An 18001-nucleotide genomic window follows, 5' to 3' on the forward strand; every position below is an offset into this window, starting at 1 on the left:
CGCCCCGCCCCCGCGCGCGCGCCCCCCCCCACCCCGAGCCGTGGGGCCGCTCGCGCGGTTCCGCGCGTTCCCGCCGGTCCGCCGCAGGCCCTGACGTCAGTGGGCGCGCCGGTCGACGAGACGGATCAGCTTGCCCGTGCGCGGGTTGACGTCCAGTCCGTCCGGGCCGACCCACTCGAAGGCGAGCGGGTGGATGTTGCCCTTCCGCACCTCCGCGCCGAACATCGGTCGGGCCTCGTCCAGCACCGCGAGCAACTCCCGCTCGAAGTCGGCCGACCGCTCGAAGTCGGCCGACCGGGCGGAGCCAGCCAGCCGCAGGAGCAGTTCGTCCTTGGCCTCGCGGTGCCGGAGCACGACCTGCAGGTCGCCGACCGCACCCTCCCGGTCGGCCCGGGCGGCCATGGCGCGCAGGTCCTCCAGGTAGACGGTGACCACGCCGACCCGGGCGCCCTCCTCGGAACGGCCGAGCAGCCGGAAGCGGCGTCGCGGGTAGTCGACCCACTCGGCGATGTCGCCGACCGGGTAGCGGATCACCGGCATCAGGCGACGCACCAGGTCGGTGGCGACGACCCGGCCCGGACGGCCCTCCTCGGTGATCGGCTCGCCGCTCTCGGGGTCGAGCAGCTCGATCACCTTGTCGGGGCCGAACACCTCGTGCACCCGGGTGTCCGGCTCGTCCGCCACCGGCCCGGCCAGGATGCCCGCGTCCACGCTGGCGTAGCCGATCGAGCGGACCCGCGCGTTCGGGAAGGCGGTGGCCATCAGCTCCAACTGGTCGCCGTAGAAGGCCTCGCCGGCGAACAGGGCCAGCCGGACCTCCGGCAGCGTCCCCACGGTGTCGGCCACCTGGCGGGCCAGCCGGCACAGCGAGGTCGGCGGCGCGGAGATCACCGTGGCGCGGAAGTCGCGCAGGGTCTCGATGGTGAGGTCCAGCGGCGCCGCACCGCCGATCGGCAGCTGCACCAGCGGGACCGGCGCCTCCTGGAAGGCGTTCAGGGTGAAGACGAAGCTGGAGTACAGCTCCCCGGCGTAGAACAGGTTGGCCGCCCGGTCGCCCGCGCGCACCCCGGCGGCGGGCAGCCCGTCGGCGAACCGCCGGGCCATCGCACTCCACTCGTCGCGGGTGTAGACCGAGACGCGCGGTGCGCCGGTGGTGCCGCCGGTCTTGAAGACGATGCCGTCCTGGTGCGGGCCGGTGAGCAGCTCGCTCTGCTCGATGCCGTGGGCGCCCCAGTAGGCGGTGTGGTCGATCAGCGGCAGCGCTGACAGGTCGGCGACGTCGTCGGGCAGTCCGGCGTAGAGGTCGCGGTAGAAGGGAGAGTGCTCGCGTACATGGGCCAGGAGATCGGCCAGCTGAGGGTCAGTCATGTCGTCCAAACCTGCGATGTGATTACACGTTGATCGTAACTGCATCGCCGCCGGTCGGGCCGCCCGGTCCTCTCCCCCAGGAGGACCCGGCGGTGTCCGCGCGACCGATGCGAACGGGGGCGGGCGGACGGTGCAGCGGTCAGACGGTGCAGCGGTCAGGCGGTGCAGCGCTCAGGCGGTGCAGCGCTCAGGCGGTCATGAACTCGCCGACCCGGAGGGCCCGCTTCACGATCCGGACGTCGCCGACGTACCCGTGGAACACCTTGTCCAGCACGCCCGCGTAGGAGTAGCCGCCCAGCATCCACGGCCGCCCCAGGGTCGCCAGCCCGACGGCCGGGGTCGCCGGGTTGCGGGCCACCTCGCAGCCGTCGACGTACATCCGGCTGAGCTTCCCGTCGTTGACCACCGCCACGTGCCACCACCGGTCCAGCGGCAGCTGGTGGCCCCAACAGGTCGACGATCCGGTCTGGTTGATCGGGTAGACGCACCACTGCAGGGCGGGCGCCTCGCTGAGGCTGAGCGTGAGGACGGGCTCGTCCGCATCCGTCCCCGGCCCGCTCCGGCCCGCCTCGCTCGCCGTCCCCCACCGGCTGAGCAGCGCGGACCAGCGGCTCTGCGACGAGTCCCAGTCGGCGGGCAGCTTGCAGAAGGCCTCGACGGTGAACCCGCGCTCGAAGGTCTCCCGGTTGATCGGCGCGGTGGGCGCGGTCTGCAGGTAGCCGCCGTGGACCGGCGGGCGGGTGCCCTTGAACAGCAGGCTGCCGTGGCCCGGCTGGTCCGGGTGGTGGTCGGCGGACCAGGTGAGCGCGCCGTCGGGGGTGCCCGGGGCGCGCTGCGGGAGCAGGTCGTTGCCCTGTCCCGTCAGGTCCTTGACGACCTGCTGCGGGGAGACCGCCGTGCCGTCGCCACCGCCGCCGTCGAAGCGCCAGTACGCCACGGTGTCCCGGACCAGCACGTCGGCGGCCCGGCGGGCCGGCCGCTGCGGAACGGGCGCGAAGCCGGCGAAGCGGCGGTCGAAGTCGATCGCGAGCGAGAAGCGGTCCACGTCCGAGGTCAGCTCGACCTCCTGCGCGGCCAGGGTGTTGCGCTCCTCGGCCGCGATCTCCTGGATCCACGGCGAGAAGGTCGACACGTCGACCGTGTTCCGGTCGAGGTCGAAGCGGTACGTCCGGATCATCGCGGCGCCGCCGTAGTAGCGGTCCTGGTAGTTGGTGATGTGGACGTGGACGTCGTGGCCCGCCTTGTTCCGCAGGACCGTCCGCCCGGGCGGCCAGTAGTGCCCGTTGACGGTCAGGAAGATCTGGTCGTTGCCGTTGATCAGCCGCTCCCAGAGCTGCTTGCCGTAGTCGGACAGCTCGGCCCGGCCGCCGTCGTCGGCGTACGCCAGTTCGTGGGTGGTCAGGATCACCGGGACCTTCGGGTTGGCGGCGATCACCGCGTTGGCCCAGGCGAAACCGGCGTCCGAGAGCCGCCAGTCCAGCGAGAGCAGCATCCACGGCCGCCCGCCCGCGGTGAAGACGTGGCAGGTGTTGTAGCCGTCCGGGCTGGAGCTGTGGTAGCCGGAGGTGCGGGCGGCGCGCTCCTTGCCGAAGGTCTGCAGGTACGGGGTGCTGCCGCGCCGGTCGTCGGTCGAGGAGCGGACGTCGTGGTTGCCGGCGAGCACGCCGTAGGCCGCGCCGGCGTCGTCCAGCAGGCCGAACACCTTGGTGACGGCGGCGTACTCGACGGCCAGTCCGTTCTCGGTGACGTCACCGAGGTGGGCCAGGAAGACGATGTTGTCGTCCGTGCCGTCCTCCCGGTTGACCCCGCCGTCGAGCACGTAGCGGATCGAGGCCTCCAGCGGGGCCGGGTGGATCCGGTCCTGGTCGAACAGGTACTGGGTGTCCGGCATGACGACGACGGTGAACCGCCGGGCGTCCGGGTCCGGCTGCCACCGCCCCCGGCCCTTGGCCTGCTTCGGCTTCTCCGAGGTACTCCCCGAGGCCGCCCGGGCCGGCGCCGCGCCCAGCAGGCCCAGCCCCACCGTCCCGGCCCCGGCTCCCAGCAGACCGGCGCCGCGCAGGAACCGGCGCCGGCCGGCCGCGGCCGGTCCGTCACCGTCGAGGTCGGCCGTCCGCGGGCAGTCGCAGGCCTGCCCGGACTCGTGGATGTCGTGCATGTTCGCTCCCGGAGGTGGTGTGGGCCCTGACGGTACGTACCGGGTCTGGTCGTAGACCGTCCGCCGGGCCACGCGCCGCTGAACAGCGGCCGAACCACCGACCGGTGGCCATCCTGCGGTTGTCGTCGCGGGTGACGGTCCGCTCGGACGACCGGACCATGGACGCGCACGGTCAGACGGCCGAGCCGGGGGCGCGTGGTCGGACGGCCGGTCCGTGGGCGCGCGGTCAGACGGCCGGGCCGTGGGCGCGCGTGCGGTCGGACCACCTCACCACGAGCGGTACGGCCTGGCCGGCCACCAGGAAGACCGCGCCCATCGCGAACCAGCCCGGCTCGCCCCAGCCGATGCACACCAGCCCGAGCACCGGCGGGCCGATCGCGTTGGACAGCCCCTGGCCGATCGCGAACAGACCCGAGTACTGGCCCTGGGCGTGCTCGGGGGCGAGGCCGAAGGACAGCTCGAACGAGGCCGCCGTGTACCAGAGTTCGCCCACGGTCAGGGCCACCACGCCGAGCACGACGACGATCAGGGCGACCCATCCGGGCGCGCCGCCCGCCAGCGCGATCAGGCCGCTGGCGAGCAGGAGCGCGGCGCCCGCGCGGCGCGCCGTGCGGCCGGCCGACGCGTTGTCGCGCACGCCGCGGCTGACCCGCACCTGGAGGCAGACCACGATGGCGGTGTTGACCGCCACGCTCGCGCCGACGAACCACCGCGGCGCCTCGGTGTGCCCGATGATCCACAGCGGCAGGGCGAAGATCAGCACCTGGTTCTGGATGGACATGATGCCGTCCAGCACGGTGAGCGCCACGTACGGCTTGTCCTTCAGGGCCGGCCAGCGGCTGCCGCCCGCCGGGGCGTCCACCGGCGGCACGGACGGCACGAGCGAGGAGGCGGCCGCGGAGAGCAGGAACGCGGCGGCGGTGCCGAGGATCAGGCACACGTACGCGGTCCGGGTGTCCAGTTGGACGACGACGCCGGCCGCGAGAGCTCCCGCGCCGACGGCGATGTTGTTGAGGGCCCGCAGGTAGGAGCGGTAGCGGGTGGGGTTCGGGGCGCCCAGGGCGCGGGTCAGCGGGCCGCGGGCGGCGGTGCCGGCCGAGACGGCCAGCTCCGCCACGCACAGGCAGGCGATCAGGCTGGGGAAGGACCGCACGAAGACGAGCCCCGCCACCGCGAGGGCCTGCACGAAGAGCGTGACCCGGAAGACCTCGCGCGGGCCGTACCGGTCGGCCAGGTATCCCACCGGGACGCCGGCGGCGAGGCCGATCAGGGCGGCGGCGCCCAGGGCGAATCCGACCTGGGCGACCGGGAGCCCCACCGAGCGGGTGAAGAACAGCGCCGCCCCGGCGATGAAGAGGCCCTTGCCGATCTGGTTGACGAAGGTCGCGGCGGCGAAGGCGCGTTTGGCGCTCGTCTCGGGGAGGAGGCCACGGGCCACCAGCCGGGCCGACAGCCCGCGCTCGGCGTCCTTCCCGGCCGCCGGCTCGGTCCGTCCGTCCGGCTGGCGCTGACTGGTGGTGTCCAACTGGCTCTCCTCCGACTCCTCGTGGCGGTGCGCGGGCCCGTCAGGCGGTCTTGTGCCGGGCGCCGCCCTCGATGTGGATCGTCTCGCCGGAGACGAAGCCCGCCCGGAGCAGCCACATCACCAGGTCGACGACGTCGTCGCTCTCGCCGTGCCGTCCGACCAGGGTCCCGGCCGCGCTCTTGCTCAGCAAGGCCGCCTTCTTCTCACCGAGGCGGTCCCAGGCGCCCGAGTCCACGACGCCGGGCGAGACCGCGTTGACCCGGACCGGTGCCAGGTCCGCCGCCAGGTGGCGCGCGGCGTACTCGATCGCGCCGTTGGTGATCCCCTTGACCAGGGATCCCGGGCCGGGGCGCCAGCCGACGACGCCGGAGAACAGCACCATCGACCCGGTCGGCCGGAGCACCGGTGCGAAGTGCTTGGCGACCAGCAGCGGGCCGACCACCTTCGCCGTGAAGGCGGCCAGCAGCTTGTCGCGGTCCAGCTCGGTCGCGCGGACGTCGTGCGGCGCCGATCCGGTCGTCACGATGTGGTCGACCCCGTCCTTCAGCCGTTCCGCCGCGGCGGCGATCGTCGACTCGTCCTGCAGGTCGACCCGCACCGCCGTGGCGCCGATCTCGCCCGCCAGTGCCTCGGCCGCGGCGAGGTCCCGGGCGCCGACGACGACGTCGTACCCGTCCTTCCTCGCCCGCCGCGCGACCGCCGCGCCGAGCGCCCGCGCGCCGCCGATGACCAGGATCCGCTCCATCGAGCTCACTCCCTCTCCTAGGATCGGCAGCAAGGGTATGGATTTGATACCGGTATCTTCAACGAAACTGGGGACGGCCATGGGCAAGGCGTACAACGTGATGGCAGCGACCTGCCCGAGCCGGACGGTGCTGCACCGGATCGGCGCCCGGTGGACGGTGTTCGTGGTCAACGCCCTGGAGGGCGGGCCCCGTCGCTTCACCGAGCTGAAGGGGCACATCCAGGACATCACCCCGAAGGCGCTGACCGAGACGCTGCGCTCCCTGGAGGCCGACGGTCTGGTCAGCCGCCACGAGTACGACGAGAACCCGCCCCGCGTCGAGTACGCCCTCACCCCGCTGGGCCGCTCCCTGCTCGTCCCGCTCCGTGCGGTACGGCGCTGGGCCGAGGAGCACGTCCCGGACATCGAGGCGGCCCGGGCCCGCCGGTCGCTGCTCTGAACCGCTCACTGACGATCCGTCACGACTGCGGCCGTACCGCCGAGTTCGACCCGCAGGTCCGGCCCGGCCGCGGCGGTGACGGTGGCCGGGCTGCCGAGGGCGTCGCCCATGTCGACGGCGATCCGGTGGGTGCCCCGGCCGGCCAGGTGGGCGGCGAGACAGGCCGTGCTGTTGGCGTTGGCGAGGTCCTCCGGCACACCGATCGACGGGGCGAACATCCGGGCCGCGAGCGCACCTTCGGGCGAGGGCTCCGAGTGGACGTACGCGCCGAGCAGGCCGAACCGGTCGCAGGCCGCCCGGAGGCGGTCGAAGTCCGGGCGCAGCGCGGCGAGCGCGGCCCGGGTGCGGACCGGCACCAGCACGCGTTCCCGGCCCACGCCGGCGATCCGGACGTCCGGTCCGGCCTCGTGCGGCGGCAGACCGAGGGCCGGCAGGACCGACGCGCGTTCCTGCGCGGTGGGTTCGCGCAGATCGACCGGGCCGGGATCGAAGGCGGCGGTGATCAGCCCGCCGACGCGCTCGGCCCGGCCGGCGAACTCGCGGCCCCCGGCCCGGAGGGTGGCGCGGTAGGGCCCGCCGCCGTGCCGGGCCGCGAGGAGGGCGAGGGCGGCGATCGTGCCGTGCCCGCAGGCGGGCAACTCCCCCTCCGCGGTGAAGAAGCGTAGTTCGGTCGCGTCCCCGACGTGACGGACGTACACGGTGTGCGAGGTGTCCTGGGCGAGCGCGATCCGGCGCCGCTCCTCGTCCCCCGGCAGCGCGCCGTCCTCCAGGACGACGGCCGTGGGGCTGCCGCCCGCGCCGCCCCGGAGGCAGGCGCGGACGACCGTCACGTTCGGCGTGCTCATGGGGCGGTCACTTCGCCTCCTCCAGGGTGGCGTACCCGGTGGTGGCCGCCGTCGCGGCCTGGTGGGCGCCCTCCTGGAGTTGGAAGAGCGAGCCGAAGGGGCGCTCCGCGAACGGGAGGCGCCACGTCCCGCCCTCCACCCGTGCCGTGTCGGACACCTGACCGCGCAGCAGTTTCACGCCGGGCTCGTTGTGGCCGGCGTGCGGGCCGAAGTGGATCGGGAAGGCGTCGGCCGCGCGGTACGCCGGGAGGAAGGCGCGGCGGTACCGGTCGGAGCGGTTCGGGGAGGAGTAGTGCAGGAGCAGGGGGTGGATGAAGACCACGCTGCCCGCGGGCGCCTCGATCGGCACGGCGAGTGCCGGGTCGGGGGCGTCGGCGCCCACGACCTTGCCGCGGAAGTAGCCGTCGACGTAGTGGTCGGCGAGACCGCGCAGGTGCGAGCCGGGCACCGCCTGGAGGGCGGAGTTCTCGGTGGTGGTGTCGTCGAGGTAGACGAGGGCCGTCACCAGGTCGGTGTTGGTGTGGGGGTAGTAGGCGAAGTCCTGGTGCCACTCCACGACGCTGCCCACCTGCGGGGCCTTGAGGTGGAGCTTGCTGTAGTGGAACAGGATGTCCGGGCCGATGAGCGCCTCGATGTGGTCGAGCAGTACGGGGTGGGCGGCGGCCCGCTCGAACGCGGCGTGCTGCTTGGTGGGCGACCAGATCCGGCGGGCCATGCCGTTGTCGCCCGGCTCCACCTCGGCGACGGAGCTGATGTCGGAGACGTCGAGGATCTCCGTGATGGCGGAGTTGAGTTCGGCGACCTCGCTCGGGTCGAAGAGGCGCTCGACGACCGCGAAGCCGTTCGCGCGGTACTCCTTGACGAGTGCGGCCGTGTCGGGTGCGGACATGTGCGGGGTTCCTCTCTGCTGGGTGGCGGGGGCGCGGTGGGGCGGGGCCGCGGGCCCGGGCGGGGGCGCGGCACGCCCCCGCGGGCCTCTCGACCGGTTCACCCCTCAGGTGCCCGAGGCCCCCGCGCGCCGGTTCCGCGGTCGGCGCCGTCCCGGGACGGGCGCGGGCCCGCGCCGGTCCGGGACGGGCGGGGTCACGCGGCGGTCTGCTGGTGCCGGGAGACGGTGTCCTCGTAGATCTCCCGGAAGAACAGCGCCAGGATCTCCTGGACGTCGTCGAGGTACTTGAAGACCTTCTGGAAGTCCTCCTCGCTGAAGATCAGCTGGTGGAGGATGTCCCACATCTCCTGGGAGTGGTCCTCGGTGGTGTCCACGTGGAGGTGGGCGGCCTGCCCCTTGACGCTCTCCTTGCCGAGCCGCTCCGTGAGGTTCTCCACGATGGCCGGCTGGAGCTTCATCTGGGTGTACTCCACCAGGTAGTTGGAGACGACCGGGGCCAGGACCCCCTCGTGCTCCAGGGCGTAGTAGAAGAAGCCCTCCAGCAGGCGGGTGGAGAGGTAGGGCTCGGTCGCCAGGATCTCCTCCTCGGTGATGCCGGCGGCCGCGGCGTCGCCGACGTAGAGGCGGTCGTGGAGCATCTCGTCGGCCTGGTACTGCGCGTAGTCGCGGGCGGCCCTGGGCGAGACCTGGGCGATCTTGTAGATGGCCTTGGTCTGGCTCACCCGGGACAGCCGGATCCGCCACACGTGCTCGATCAGGGTGCGGCGGTAGTACGCCTGGTGCAGCTCGGGCTCGGACATGTGGGACGCGAACGGCACGGTGGCCTTCCACTCGGCCATCTTCTTGTCCATGTAGCGGTCGAGCTCGGCCTTCTTCAGCCGGCTCTGCTCCTCGTTGTACAGCGGCTTGGGGTAGGTGATCCCGGTGTTCTGCACTCGGTTCATCGCGTTCTCCTTCACAAGGGGGTTCGCGGCGGGGGCGTCGGCGCGGGGGTCAGCGGTAGCGGACATGGAAGTGCTCGGTCGCGTGTCGGTCGAGGAAGGCGATCTCGGCGTCGAGGTCGTCGGCCGCCACGTCCCACAGGGCGTCCATCAGGCAGATCGCCCGGTCGGAGGCCTCGAGTTCGGTTCCCTCCTGCGCGTGGACGCGCAGGATCCGGGGCGGGCGGCTGGGCGGTTCGAAGCGGATCTCGTCGACGGTCCGCCCCTTCTCCCCGTACTTGCTGAGGAACACGGTCGCCCGGGTGGGTGCGCCGGTGCGCAGGGCCTCCACCTGGGAGGCGCGGGTGAGCCGTTCGTGGAAGGCGTCCCGTTCGCCGTCGGGCAGCAGCAGGGCCTCGGCCCACAGGTCGAAGGAGGAGAGCCCGGTGATGCTCCGGACGCTGGGGTCGATCAGGCTGCCGCCCATCCGGGTGTTGATCTCGATGATCTCCCAGCGCCGCTTCGCCTCCCAGTACTTGACCTCGATGTGGAAGGGGCCGGTGGTCAGCCCGTGCCCCGCCAGCGAGGCGAGACAGCTGGTGACGAACTCGGCTCCCTCCAGGAGGAGTTCACGGTCGAGGCTGACCGGCGGGCTGACCGACATCCCTTCCAGGGTGGTCCGCTCCAGGCGTTCCACCCGGGCCTTCTCGTGGACGCAGAGGTGGTGCACCCGTCCGTCGAGCATGAAGGTCTCGAAGCTGAACTCCGGCCCTTCGACGTACTCCTCCACGAGGAAGTCGTAGCGGTCCATGAAGATGGCCTTCATGGCCCGGTCCGCGCGCATCTGCTCCTGGATCGCGGGCAGGTCGGCCAGGTCGTCGACGTCCTCCAGGAGGAAGGCGGCGAAGGACGCGGCGCCGCGCACCGGTTTGACGAACCACCGGGCGGAGGGGTCGAGTTCGGGGGTCTCGCCGGAGTCGAGGTGGTGGACCCGGACCTCGCTCAGCCCCTCCGCGAAGAGGTGGCGGCGCAGTTCGTACTTGTCGAGGCAGAGCCGCAGCGCGGGCGCGGCGGAGTCGCGGGCGCCGAGCCGCTCGTTGAACTCCGCCATCAGGAGCCGGTAGGCCTCGAAGCTGACGATGGCGGCCTCGACGGCGTAGCCCCGGTCGGCGAGTTCGCGGACGGCCTTCTCGACGTCGCCGGACCGCAGTTCGGGTTCCTCGGTGACCACGCAGTCCGCCAGGTGGCGGCAGGTCGCCTCCAGGACCTCCGGTGACTTCGGCCGGGAGCTGACCGCGACCAGGGACAGCCCGACCCCGGCGACGGCTGCGGCGATGTCCTCGATGTAGGTCTTGCCCTGGTGCATGAGGAGCAGGACGGCTCTCTTCATCTGTGCATCTCCTCCGGGTTGCTGGTCCGCCCTCAGTGCCGTCCGACCGCCGACCGGCCCTCGGTCTCGCGCTGGTGGGCGCGCAGGAGGTCCACCAGCCGGCCGGCGCCGCCCGCACGGAGCGGGTCGACGACGGGCAGTCCGGTCTCGGCCTCCAGCTTCTCGGCCTCGCGGCGGTAGTCCTCCTCCGAGAAGCCGACGCTGTTGACGCTGACCGCGGCGACCTTGGCGGGCCGCCCGCTGAAGGCGCTGAGCTCCTCGTTCATGCGGATGATCTCGGGGATGGGCGGGATGGGCGTGTCCCAGACCTTGGTGCGCTCGGCGCCGAGGCGGTGGCAGAAGACCATCACGTGCGGCATGGAGCTGTGCAGGATGGTGAGGGCGACACCGCTGCCCTGGACGTGGTTGAGGGCGGCCTGGCCCTCGACGACCACCCATTCGTTGCCGGCGGCGGCATCCATGACGACCTTCTCGATGGCGCCGCCCATGAAGTCGCCGGCCACGCCGTCGACCGCCACGCCGTGGCCGGAGATCAGCAGCCCGCTCTGGCCGGTGGCCGCGAAGCCGGTGCGGATGCCGCGGCGGTTGGCCTCGTTCCAGATCTCCAGGCCGGCCGTCTTCTTGCCGATGTTGCAGTCGCTGCCGCAGGTGTGGATGATCCAGGCGTCCAGGTCCAGGACCCGGGCCTTGTTGAGCGGCACCTTCGGGGCGTCCTTGGTCTCCCAGACGGTGACGCCCTTCTCCCGGACGGCGCGGGCGATGTCCGGGTCGTCCGCGAGGCGGAAGTGGATCGAGTTGATCACGTGGAGACCGCTCCGGACGGCCGCGAGGAAGTGCGGCTTCCACTCCGGGGGCAGGTCGCCGGAGTGCAGGCCCTTGCCGACGACCATGACCTCGGGGCCCAGGTGGAGGGCGTCCTCGACCCGGCTGACGATCGGGATCGGACCGCCGTAGCCGAGGACGTCCTGAACGGTCCGGCCGGCCGTGCCGCTGTCGACCACGGCGACGCAGCGGTCCCCGCGGTAGCGGAGCACCGAGGCACCGATTTTGCTCGTGAAGAGCCCGAAGCACCCCTCGGCGAACAGCACGTACTTCTTGTCGATCAGCTCCGCCTGGTTCAACTGGGCCATCTCTTCCTCCACGGACTCGACGGTTCTACGGCCGGTGGCACGGGACGGTGCGGGCGCGCTACGGAGCGGGCTCGGTGGTCAGGCGGTACTGCGCCCGCGCCTGGCGCACGGCCGCCTCGATCTGCTCCTGGGTGCCGCCCCGGAAGAGGAAGCGGCCGCCCTGGATCATGGCGTACGAGCCGGGCCGGGAGATCAGGACCTCGCCCGGCTTCGGTACCAACTCCTGGTACACATAGGGGACTTCACCGATCAGCGGAGTGGAGGCGATGACCTTCCGGGGCAGCGGCCGGGGGCCGGGGACGATCAGCCAGCCGCCGCTGCGCTCCGGCACGGGCGCGGGCAGTTCCACCGGGCGGCCGAGCAGCACGTCGACCCACAGCCGGAACATGTTCACGCCGTGGACGTCGTGGACGACGTACGGCACGTCGGCACCCGGCACCCGGGCACCGACCTCCAGGAACACCAACTCCTCGCCGGTGTCGAAGAGTTCGAGATGGAAGGCGGAGCTCCGCAGGCCGAGCGCGGCGAGGCAGCGCACGGCGAAGTCCTCGCACCGCGCGCGCACCGCCGGGTCGGTCTGGAAGACGGAGCCGAGGGGCTCGCCCCGGAGCTCGAAGTCCAGACAGTTCGAGACGTAGCGCGAGGTGGACAGGAACAGCGGCCGGCCCGCGGCGTCCAGCACGCCGTCCACGTGCAGCACCTCACCCTGCACGAACTCCTCGATCTCCAGGTCCGCCAGGCTCCGTTCGGCGCACAGGGCCCGCAGCTCCGCCGCCGAACCGATCCGGCTGACCCCCTGGCTGCCCGCGCCCCGCTTCGGCTTGACGATCACCGGGTAGCCGAACTCCTCGGCTGCCGCGAGGACTTGCTCCTCGGTGCGGCAGGACGCCCAGCGCGGCACCCGGAGGCCGGCCCCCGCCAGCAGCTCCTTCATGACGGTCTTGTCGCGGAACCGGGCGGTCTCCTCGGGGCGGGAGCCCTGGATGCCGTAGCGCTCGCGCATGGTCGCCGCGAGGTCCAGGAGGAATTCGGACAGCCCGATGACGTGGTCGAACGGGCCCTCGTCCCGGACGACCGCGTCGACCAGCTTCAGCACGCCGTCCACGTCGTCGAAGTCCGGTACGACGTGGACCCGTTCGGCGCCGGCGGGCACTCCGCTGCGGCCGCCCTCGTCACAGACGTACGTGACGTGGTCGACCTCCGGGTCGAAGAGCAGCGCGGCGGCGGCGAGGCGGTTCTCCCAACGCCGCTCGTCCTCGTACAAGGGCCAGCGGTTCAAGTACAGGATTGCGCTGGGCATGGATGTCGCCTCACGGTTCACAGGGAGCATGGATGCGCCCGGCCGGCGGCCGGTGGACGGCGGGCCTCTCGGATCCGAAGGACGAACCCGGGCCCGGACCCGGCCTGGGAGCCGAACCCGAACCGGAAACCCGATTCCCGGGAGCGGCCCGCACCGCGTTTATCGCGCCGCCACAGCCTTGCACGGGACCGGCCCGGCCAGAATAGGACGTAGGTCCCGCCCCGGCGTCGCGGCCGCGCGGGCCGAAGGGACTCGCCGCCGGAACGCGCCGGCCCGTACCGCCGGAAGGCGTCGCCGAGCACCGGTGGGGAAGAGAATGCACCGTCTCCCGCCGGAAACGCCATGGGCAGATAGGCCTATTGCCGCCCGGACCCGACGGGCTACAGGATTCCATCGCACCCTCCACCGCCGACGGAGGCCGGGTTCCCGTTCCGCGGATATCGCCGACGGCGCGCGCGGCGGGAGAAACGGCTCCGCCGCCGGGGTGCACATTCGGACCGCATTTCGCGGGAGAGGTGGTGATGCCGCCGTGACCGAGGGAACGAAGACCGTACCGCGGATGAGCTCCAGGGAATTCCGGGCGGCGATGGCGCGGTTCGCGGCCGGGGTCGTGGTGGTGACGACCCTGGACGACGGCGGGCTGCCGCGCGGCTTCACGGCGAGTTCGTTCTGCTCGGTGTCGCTGGACCCGCCGCTGATCCTGGTCTGTCTGGCGAACTCGGCCGACTCCTTCGCGGCCTTCGACGCGTGCGGACACTTCGCGGTGAGCGTGCTGGGCCCCGAACACCAGCCGCTGGCCGAGAAGTTCGCCACCAAAGGCGCCGACAAGTTCGCCTCGGGCGGGCTCGCCCGCACACCCGGCGGGCTGCCCGCCGTCGCGGGCGCGCTCGTCGAGCTGGACTGCGAGGTGTACTCCCGGCACCCGGCCGGGGACCACGTGATCCTGGTCGGCCGGGTGTCGGGCGCACGCCTGGGGGAAGGCCCGGTGGCCCCCGTCATCTATTACGAGAAGTCCTTCCGGGTCCTGGCCTGAGCGATTTCCGGGCCACCGCCGGACCGGTTCGGACCACTGGGGAGTCCATCGCCGGCCCCGGACACCGGAGCGACATCTCCGGCACGGCACGAGACGGCGAACGATGGGAAACGGGAGATACCAGGATGCTGCTGAAAGTCGATCCGATCGATTCCTTTTCCGGAACCTTCTGCGTACCCTCCTCGAAACCGGAGACGCAGCGGGCCATTCTGACCGGCACGCTGGCCGAGGGCACGTCACGCGTCTACAACGACCTCCGGTGCGCCGAGACGGACACGATGAAGAACGCCTGCCGCGCGCTCGGCGCCGAGATCACCGAGCACGACGGATTCCTGGAGATCCGGGGCATCGGCGGGACGCTCCCGAGCGTCCGGCGCGTCATCCAGTCGCACGGCTCGGGTCTGGTGTTCCGCGTCATGACGGCGCTGGCCTCCGCACTGCCCACACCGGTCGTGGTGGCGGCCGACGCGACCCTGCGCAAGCGCGTGATGGAACCGCTGTTCCTGGCGCTGCGCGAACTCGGCGCGGACCTCGAGTCCATCGTCGACGAGAGCAAGGCCCCGGTCGTCAACTGGGGCGGCGGCCTGAAGGGCGGCACCTGCCGGCTCCCGGGCGACATCAGCTCGCAGTTCATCACCGCCGTCCTGTTCGCCGCGCCGCTGGCCGACGGCCCGGTGGAGATCGAGGTGACGGGCGAGGTCTTCTCCCAGTCGTACGTCCGCCAGACGCTGGCGAGCCTGACGGACGCCGGCATCAAGGTGTCCGCGTCCGAGGACATGCGCCACTACCAGGTGGAGCCGTCCGCCTACCAGGCCCACGACGTCACCACCCACGAGGACTACACCTCGGCCTCGTACCTGCTGGCCGCCGCCGCGCTCTTCCCGGGCCGGACCGTCCTGACCGGCGTGCACGGCGACAGCATGCAGGGCGAGTTCGCGATCGTCCCGATCCTGCAGCAGCTCGGGGTGGGCGTCACCCTCGACCGGGACGCCCTGTCGCTGACCGTCGACACCCCGCCCGGCAGCCTGACCGGCGACTTCGAGGTGGACGTGCGGGACTGCCCCAACATCGTGCCCACGCTCGCCGCCCTCGGGGCGTACGTCCGGGGCCGCCTGCGGGTGACCGGCGGCCGCCTCACCCGCTTCCACAAGGCGTCGCGCATCGAGGCCATGGCCGCCGAGCTGACCCGCGCGGGCGTGGACATCGAGGTGCTGTACGAGGACGGGATCTGCGACGGCTTCGAGGTCCGCGGCGCGGAGACGTACCCCGGCGGGGTGACGCTGTCCAGCTGGGGCGACCACCGGATCTTCATGTCGCTGTTCGTGGCCGGCCTGCGGATGCAGTCCGCCAACCGGTTCTCGGGCTTCGAGGACGTCCGGCTGTCCTTCCCCAGCTTCATGGCGGAGTTCGCCAAGGCGGGGGTGCGGACCACGGCCGTCGAGGAGGAGGTCGCGCCCGTCGGGGCCGTCGGCTGACGGCTCCCGGCGCGCGGGCCGGCCCCCGTGCCCGCGCGCCGCGTCCCGGCGGACGGCTCCCGGCGTCCTGGCCCGCCGTCCGCCCTCCCCCGTCCAGGAAGTTCCCGCCATGTCTCCTGCACCTGCCCCCCGGCTGCGCGCCGACGTCTCCGGGCTGCCCCGCTACGTCCCCGGCCGGGCCGCGCCCGACGACCAGGTGGACAAGCTGTCGTCGAACGAGAACCCCTACCCCCCGCTGCCGTCGGTCGTCGCCGCGATGCGCGAGGAACTGGAACGCGTCAACCGCTATCCCGACGCGACCAACGGCGACCTCATCGCCGACCTGGCCGCCGCCCTCGCGGTCCCCCCGGAGCACCTGGTGCCCGGCACCGGATCCCTCGGGGTCACCCGGGACCTGCTGGGCGCCGCGGCCGGCCCGGGAGACGAAGTCCTGTTCGCCTGGCGGTCGTTCGAGGCGTATCCGCTGCTCGTCTGGGCCGCCGGGGCGACGCCGGTCCGGATCCCGCTGCGCGACGAGCGGCACGATCTGGAGGCCATGGCCGCCGCGGTGACGGACCGCACCCGCATGGTCATCGTCTGCAACCCGAACAACCCCACCGGCACGGCCGTGCGCCGCCGCGAGCTCGAACGCTTCCTCGACCGGGTGCCGGGCGACGTGCTGGTGGTGCTCGACGAGGCGTACCGCGAGTTCGTCGACGACACCGACGTCCCCGACGGCATCGAACTCCACCGCGACCGTCCCAACGTCGCGGTGCTGCGCACCTTCTCCAAGGCGTACGGGCTGGCCCGGCTGCGCGTCGGCTACGCGGTCGCGCATCCGCCGGTCGCCGCCGCCCTGCGGGCCTGCTCCGTGCCGTTCGGCGTCAGCGGAATCGCCCAGACCGCCGCCCGCGCCTCGCTCCGAGCTGAATCCGAACTGCTCGACCGGGTACGGACGTTGACGGCCGAACGGGCCCGGGTCACCCGCACCCTGCGGGCCGCCGGCTGGAGCGTTCCCGACAGTCAGGCCAACTTCGTCTGGCTGCGCCTGGGTTCACGCACAACGGCGTTCACCGAGGCCTGCGCGACGGCGGGGGTGATGGTGCGCCCCTTCGGCGACGAGGGGGTGCGGATCACCATCGGCACCCCCGAGCAGAACGACCGGCTGCTGAAGACCGCGGGCGACCGGCGGGCTTGAGGCCCCCGCCGGAGGCCGGCGCCGGCGACCGGTCGAGCCCCACTCGAGCGACCGCGCCGGAACACCGATAGCGCCCCTGCCGCACGCCTCGACACGCTACCGTGAGGAGGACCGAACACAGCGTGCCGCCCACGCGCCCGGCACGCCCCTTCGAAGGACGTCGATGACCGAAACCGGCCGGTCCGCCCCGGCCCTCGCCCTCGCCCGCGCCCAGGACGGCACCGCCCTGGCGTACCAGCACCACGGGGAGGGGCCGCCGCTGGTGCTGCTCGCGGGGCAGGCGAACGACCACCACTGGTGGGACGGCGTGCGCGCGGACTTCCACCCCGTGCGCTCCACCCTCACCCTGGACGCGCGCGGCACGGGCGACAGCGACAAGCCCGAAGGCCCTTACTCGGTACAGCAGTTCGCGGACGACGTGGTCGCGGTCCTGGACGCGCTGGGCATCGCGCGCGCCGACGTGTACGGCACCTCGATGGGCGGCCGGGTCGCCCAGTGGCTCGCGATCCGCCACCCGGAGCGGGTCCGCCGGCTGGTCCTGGGGTGCACCTCGCCGGGCGGTCCGCACGCCGTGGAGCGCGACGCGGCGGTACGGCGCTCCCTCGCCCAGCCGGACCCGGCGGCCGTCCGCCGGGCGCTGACCGACCTGATGTACTCCCCCGCCTGGCGGGCCGCGCACCCCGGCCCCTACCGCACCCTCGGCGACCCGCTGATGCCCCCGCACGCGCGGCGCGGCCACCTGCTCGCCAGCAACGGGCACGACGCGTGGCACGAACTGCCGGGGATCACGGCACCCACCCTGATCCTCCACGGCGACCAGGACCGGCTCACCCCGCCGGACAACCTCCGGCTGCTGGCCTCCCGCGTCCCCGGCGCCCGGACCCACCTCTTCCCGGGCGCCCGGCACGCCTACTTCGAGGAGTGCCGGGCCGAAGCGGGCGGGCTGGTACGGGAGTTCCTCGTCGAGGAGGGCCGACCGTGAGGGGGCGTACCGGGTCGACGACCGTCAGGAGGTGAGGCCGACGTGCTGGGCGTAGAGCGCGGCCTGGGTGCGGTGGTCGGCGCCGATCTTCAGATAGATGCTGCTGAGGTGGTTCTTCACGGTCTTCTCGGAGATCTCGAGTCTTCGGGCGATCACCCGATTGCTCAACCCCCGTGCCAGCAGCCGCAGTACGCCCCACTCACGGGCGGTGAGGGCGGGGTCGGTCGGCGGCTCGGCCTCCTCCGGGACGGGCACGGACGCCGGAACGGACGGCGCCGCTCCGCCGGGGTCGGTCAGCCCGACGTGCTGGGCGTAGAGCGCGGCCTGGGTGCGGTCGGTGGCGCCGATCTTCGGATAGATGCTGCTGAGGTGGTTCTTGACGGTCTTCTCGGAGATGTCGAGCCTTCGGGCGATGAGCCGGTTGCTCAATCCGCGGGCCAGCAGACGGAGTACGTCCAACTCGCGGCAGGTGAGTCTGGAAGCCGGTGCCTCTTCCACGTGTTGCCTCTTCTTTCCTTCTCCAAAAGAGCGTGGGAAATTCGCCCAGGGGCTTCGTCCACGCGGCGCTGAGCGGCGAACGCCGGCAGGTCACCCGACGGGCAGCAGTCACAGGGGGCAGCGGCCG

General features: G+C 72.5%; 16 protein-coding genes. 5 read left to right on the plus strand and 11 right to left on the minus strand.

What is annotated here, in order from left to right:
* Nucleotides 1-96 precede the first annotated feature (96 nt).
* The 4 genes from AB0O91_RS33080 to AB0O91_RS33095 form a co-directional block, all read right to left on the minus strand.
* Complete coding sequence (locus AB0O91_RS33080; RefSeq protein ID WP_363441173.1) at nt 97-1368, minus strand: phenylacetate--CoA ligase family protein; 1272 nt, start codon at nt 1366-1368, stop codon at nt 97-99.
* A 187-nt stretch (nt 1369-1555) separates the two neighbouring features.
* Nucleotides 1556-3526 (minus strand): LamG-like jellyroll fold domain-containing protein, encoded by a 1971-nt coding sequence (locus tag AB0O91_RS33085; protein ID WP_363441175.1) that lies wholly within the window; start codon nt 3524-3526, stop codon nt 1556-1558.
* Between the two features lie 226 nt (nt 3527-3752).
* Entirely contained in the window at nt 3753-5051 is a 1299-nt protein-coding gene (locus AB0O91_RS33090) for an MFS transporter (RefSeq protein WP_363441177.1), read from the minus strand.
* A gap of 40 nt (nt 5052-5091) precedes the next feature.
* Nucleotides 5092-5796: an SDR family oxidoreductase gene (locus AB0O91_RS33095; protein WP_363441280.1), complete on the minus strand. Its 705-nt coding sequence runs from the start codon at nt 5794-5796 to the stop codon at nt 5092-5094.
* Nucleotides 5797-5875: 79 nt separating this feature from the next.
* Here AB0O91_RS33095 and AB0O91_RS33100 point away from each other — a divergent pair, with 79 nt between their 5' ends.
* Nucleotides 5876-6235: a helix-turn-helix domain-containing protein gene (locus tag AB0O91_RS33100; protein ID WP_363441179.1), complete on the plus strand. Its 360-nt coding sequence runs from the start codon at nt 5876-5878 to the stop codon at nt 6233-6235.
* A gap of 5 nt (nt 6236-6240) precedes the next feature.
* Here AB0O91_RS33100 and AB0O91_RS33105 read toward each other — a convergent pair whose 3' ends face one another.
* The 6 genes from AB0O91_RS33105 to AB0O91_RS33130 form a co-directional block, all read right to left on the minus strand.
* The gene (locus AB0O91_RS33105) at nt 6241-7080 is read right to left on the minus strand and encodes a PhzF family phenazine biosynthesis isomerase (RefSeq protein ID WP_363441181.1); all 840 of its coding nucleotides are present in this window, start codon (nt 7078-7080) and stop codon (nt 6241-6243) included.
* Between the two features lie 7 nt (nt 7081-7087).
* Nucleotides 7088-7969 carry a phytanoyl-CoA dioxygenase family protein gene (locus AB0O91_RS33110; RefSeq protein ID WP_363441183.1) on the minus strand — a complete coding sequence of 294 codons (882 nt, stop codon included), beginning with the start codon at nt 7967-7969 and terminating at the stop codon, nt 7088-7090.
* Between the two features lie 194 nt (nt 7970-8163).
* Nucleotides 8164-8913: an iron-containing redox enzyme family protein gene (locus AB0O91_RS33115; protein ID WP_363441185.1), complete on the minus strand. Its 750-nt coding sequence runs from the start codon at nt 8911-8913 to the stop codon at nt 8164-8166.
* 49 nt (nt 8914-8962) lie between these two features.
* A complete protein-coding gene (locus AB0O91_RS33120; protein ID WP_363441187.1) occupies nt 8963-10279 on the minus strand; it encodes an ATP-grasp domain-containing protein in 1317 nt (438 codons plus the stop codon).
* A gap of 32 nt (nt 10280-10311) precedes the next feature.
* Nucleotides 10312-11409, minus strand: a complete 1098-nt coding sequence (locus AB0O91_RS33125) for a DUF1611 domain-containing protein (RefSeq protein WP_363441189.1) — start codon at nt 11407-11409, stop codon at nt 10312-10314.
* A 58-nt stretch (nt 11410-11467) separates the two neighbouring features.
* Nucleotides 11468-12709 carry an ATP-grasp domain-containing protein gene (locus tag AB0O91_RS33130; protein ID WP_363441191.1) on the minus strand — a complete coding sequence of 414 codons (1242 nt, stop codon included), beginning with the start codon at nt 12707-12709 and terminating at the stop codon, nt 11468-11470.
* 559 nt (nt 12710-13268) lie between these two features.
* On the opposite strand from AB0O91_RS33130, the gene AB0O91_RS33135 reads away from it, so the two are divergent.
* The 4 genes from AB0O91_RS33135 (at nt 13269) to AB0O91_RS33150 (ending at nt 17376) form a co-directional block, all read left to right on the plus strand.
* On the plus strand, nt 13269-13742 hold the full coding sequence (locus tag AB0O91_RS33135) for a flavin reductase family protein (protein WP_363441193.1): 474 nt from the start codon (nt 13269-13271) through the stop codon (nt 13740-13742).
* A gap of 125 nt (nt 13743-13867) precedes the next feature.
* Nucleotides 13868-15217 (plus strand): 3-phosphoshikimate 1-carboxyvinyltransferase, encoded by a 1350-nt coding sequence (aroA, locus tag AB0O91_RS33140; RefSeq protein WP_363441195.1) that lies wholly within the window; start codon nt 13868-13870, stop codon nt 15215-15217.
* A gap of 109 nt (nt 15218-15326) precedes the next feature.
* The gene (gene hisC, locus AB0O91_RS33145) at nt 15327-16394 is read left to right on the plus strand and encodes a histidinol-phosphate transaminase (protein ID WP_363441197.1); all 1068 of its coding nucleotides are present in this window, start codon (nt 15327-15329) and stop codon (nt 16392-16394) included.
* Nucleotides 16395-16557: 163 nt separating this feature from the next.
* Nucleotides 16558-17376, plus strand: a complete 819-nt coding sequence (locus tag AB0O91_RS33150) for an alpha/beta fold hydrolase (protein ID WP_363441199.1) — start codon at nt 16558-16560, stop codon at nt 17374-17376.
* Between the two features lie 24 nt (nt 17377-17400).
* Here AB0O91_RS33150 and AB0O91_RS33155 read toward each other — a convergent pair whose 3' ends face one another.
* A complete protein-coding gene (locus AB0O91_RS33155) occupies nt 17401-17874 on the minus strand; it encodes a response regulator transcription factor (RefSeq protein WP_363441201.1) in 474 nt (157 codons plus the stop codon).
* Between the last annotated feature and the right edge of the window lie 127 nt (nt 17875-18001).

The organism is Kitasatospora sp. NPDC089797 (assembly GCF_040684795.1).
Lineage (GTDB): Bacteria > Actinomycetota > Actinomycetes > Streptomycetales > Streptomycetaceae > Kitasatospora.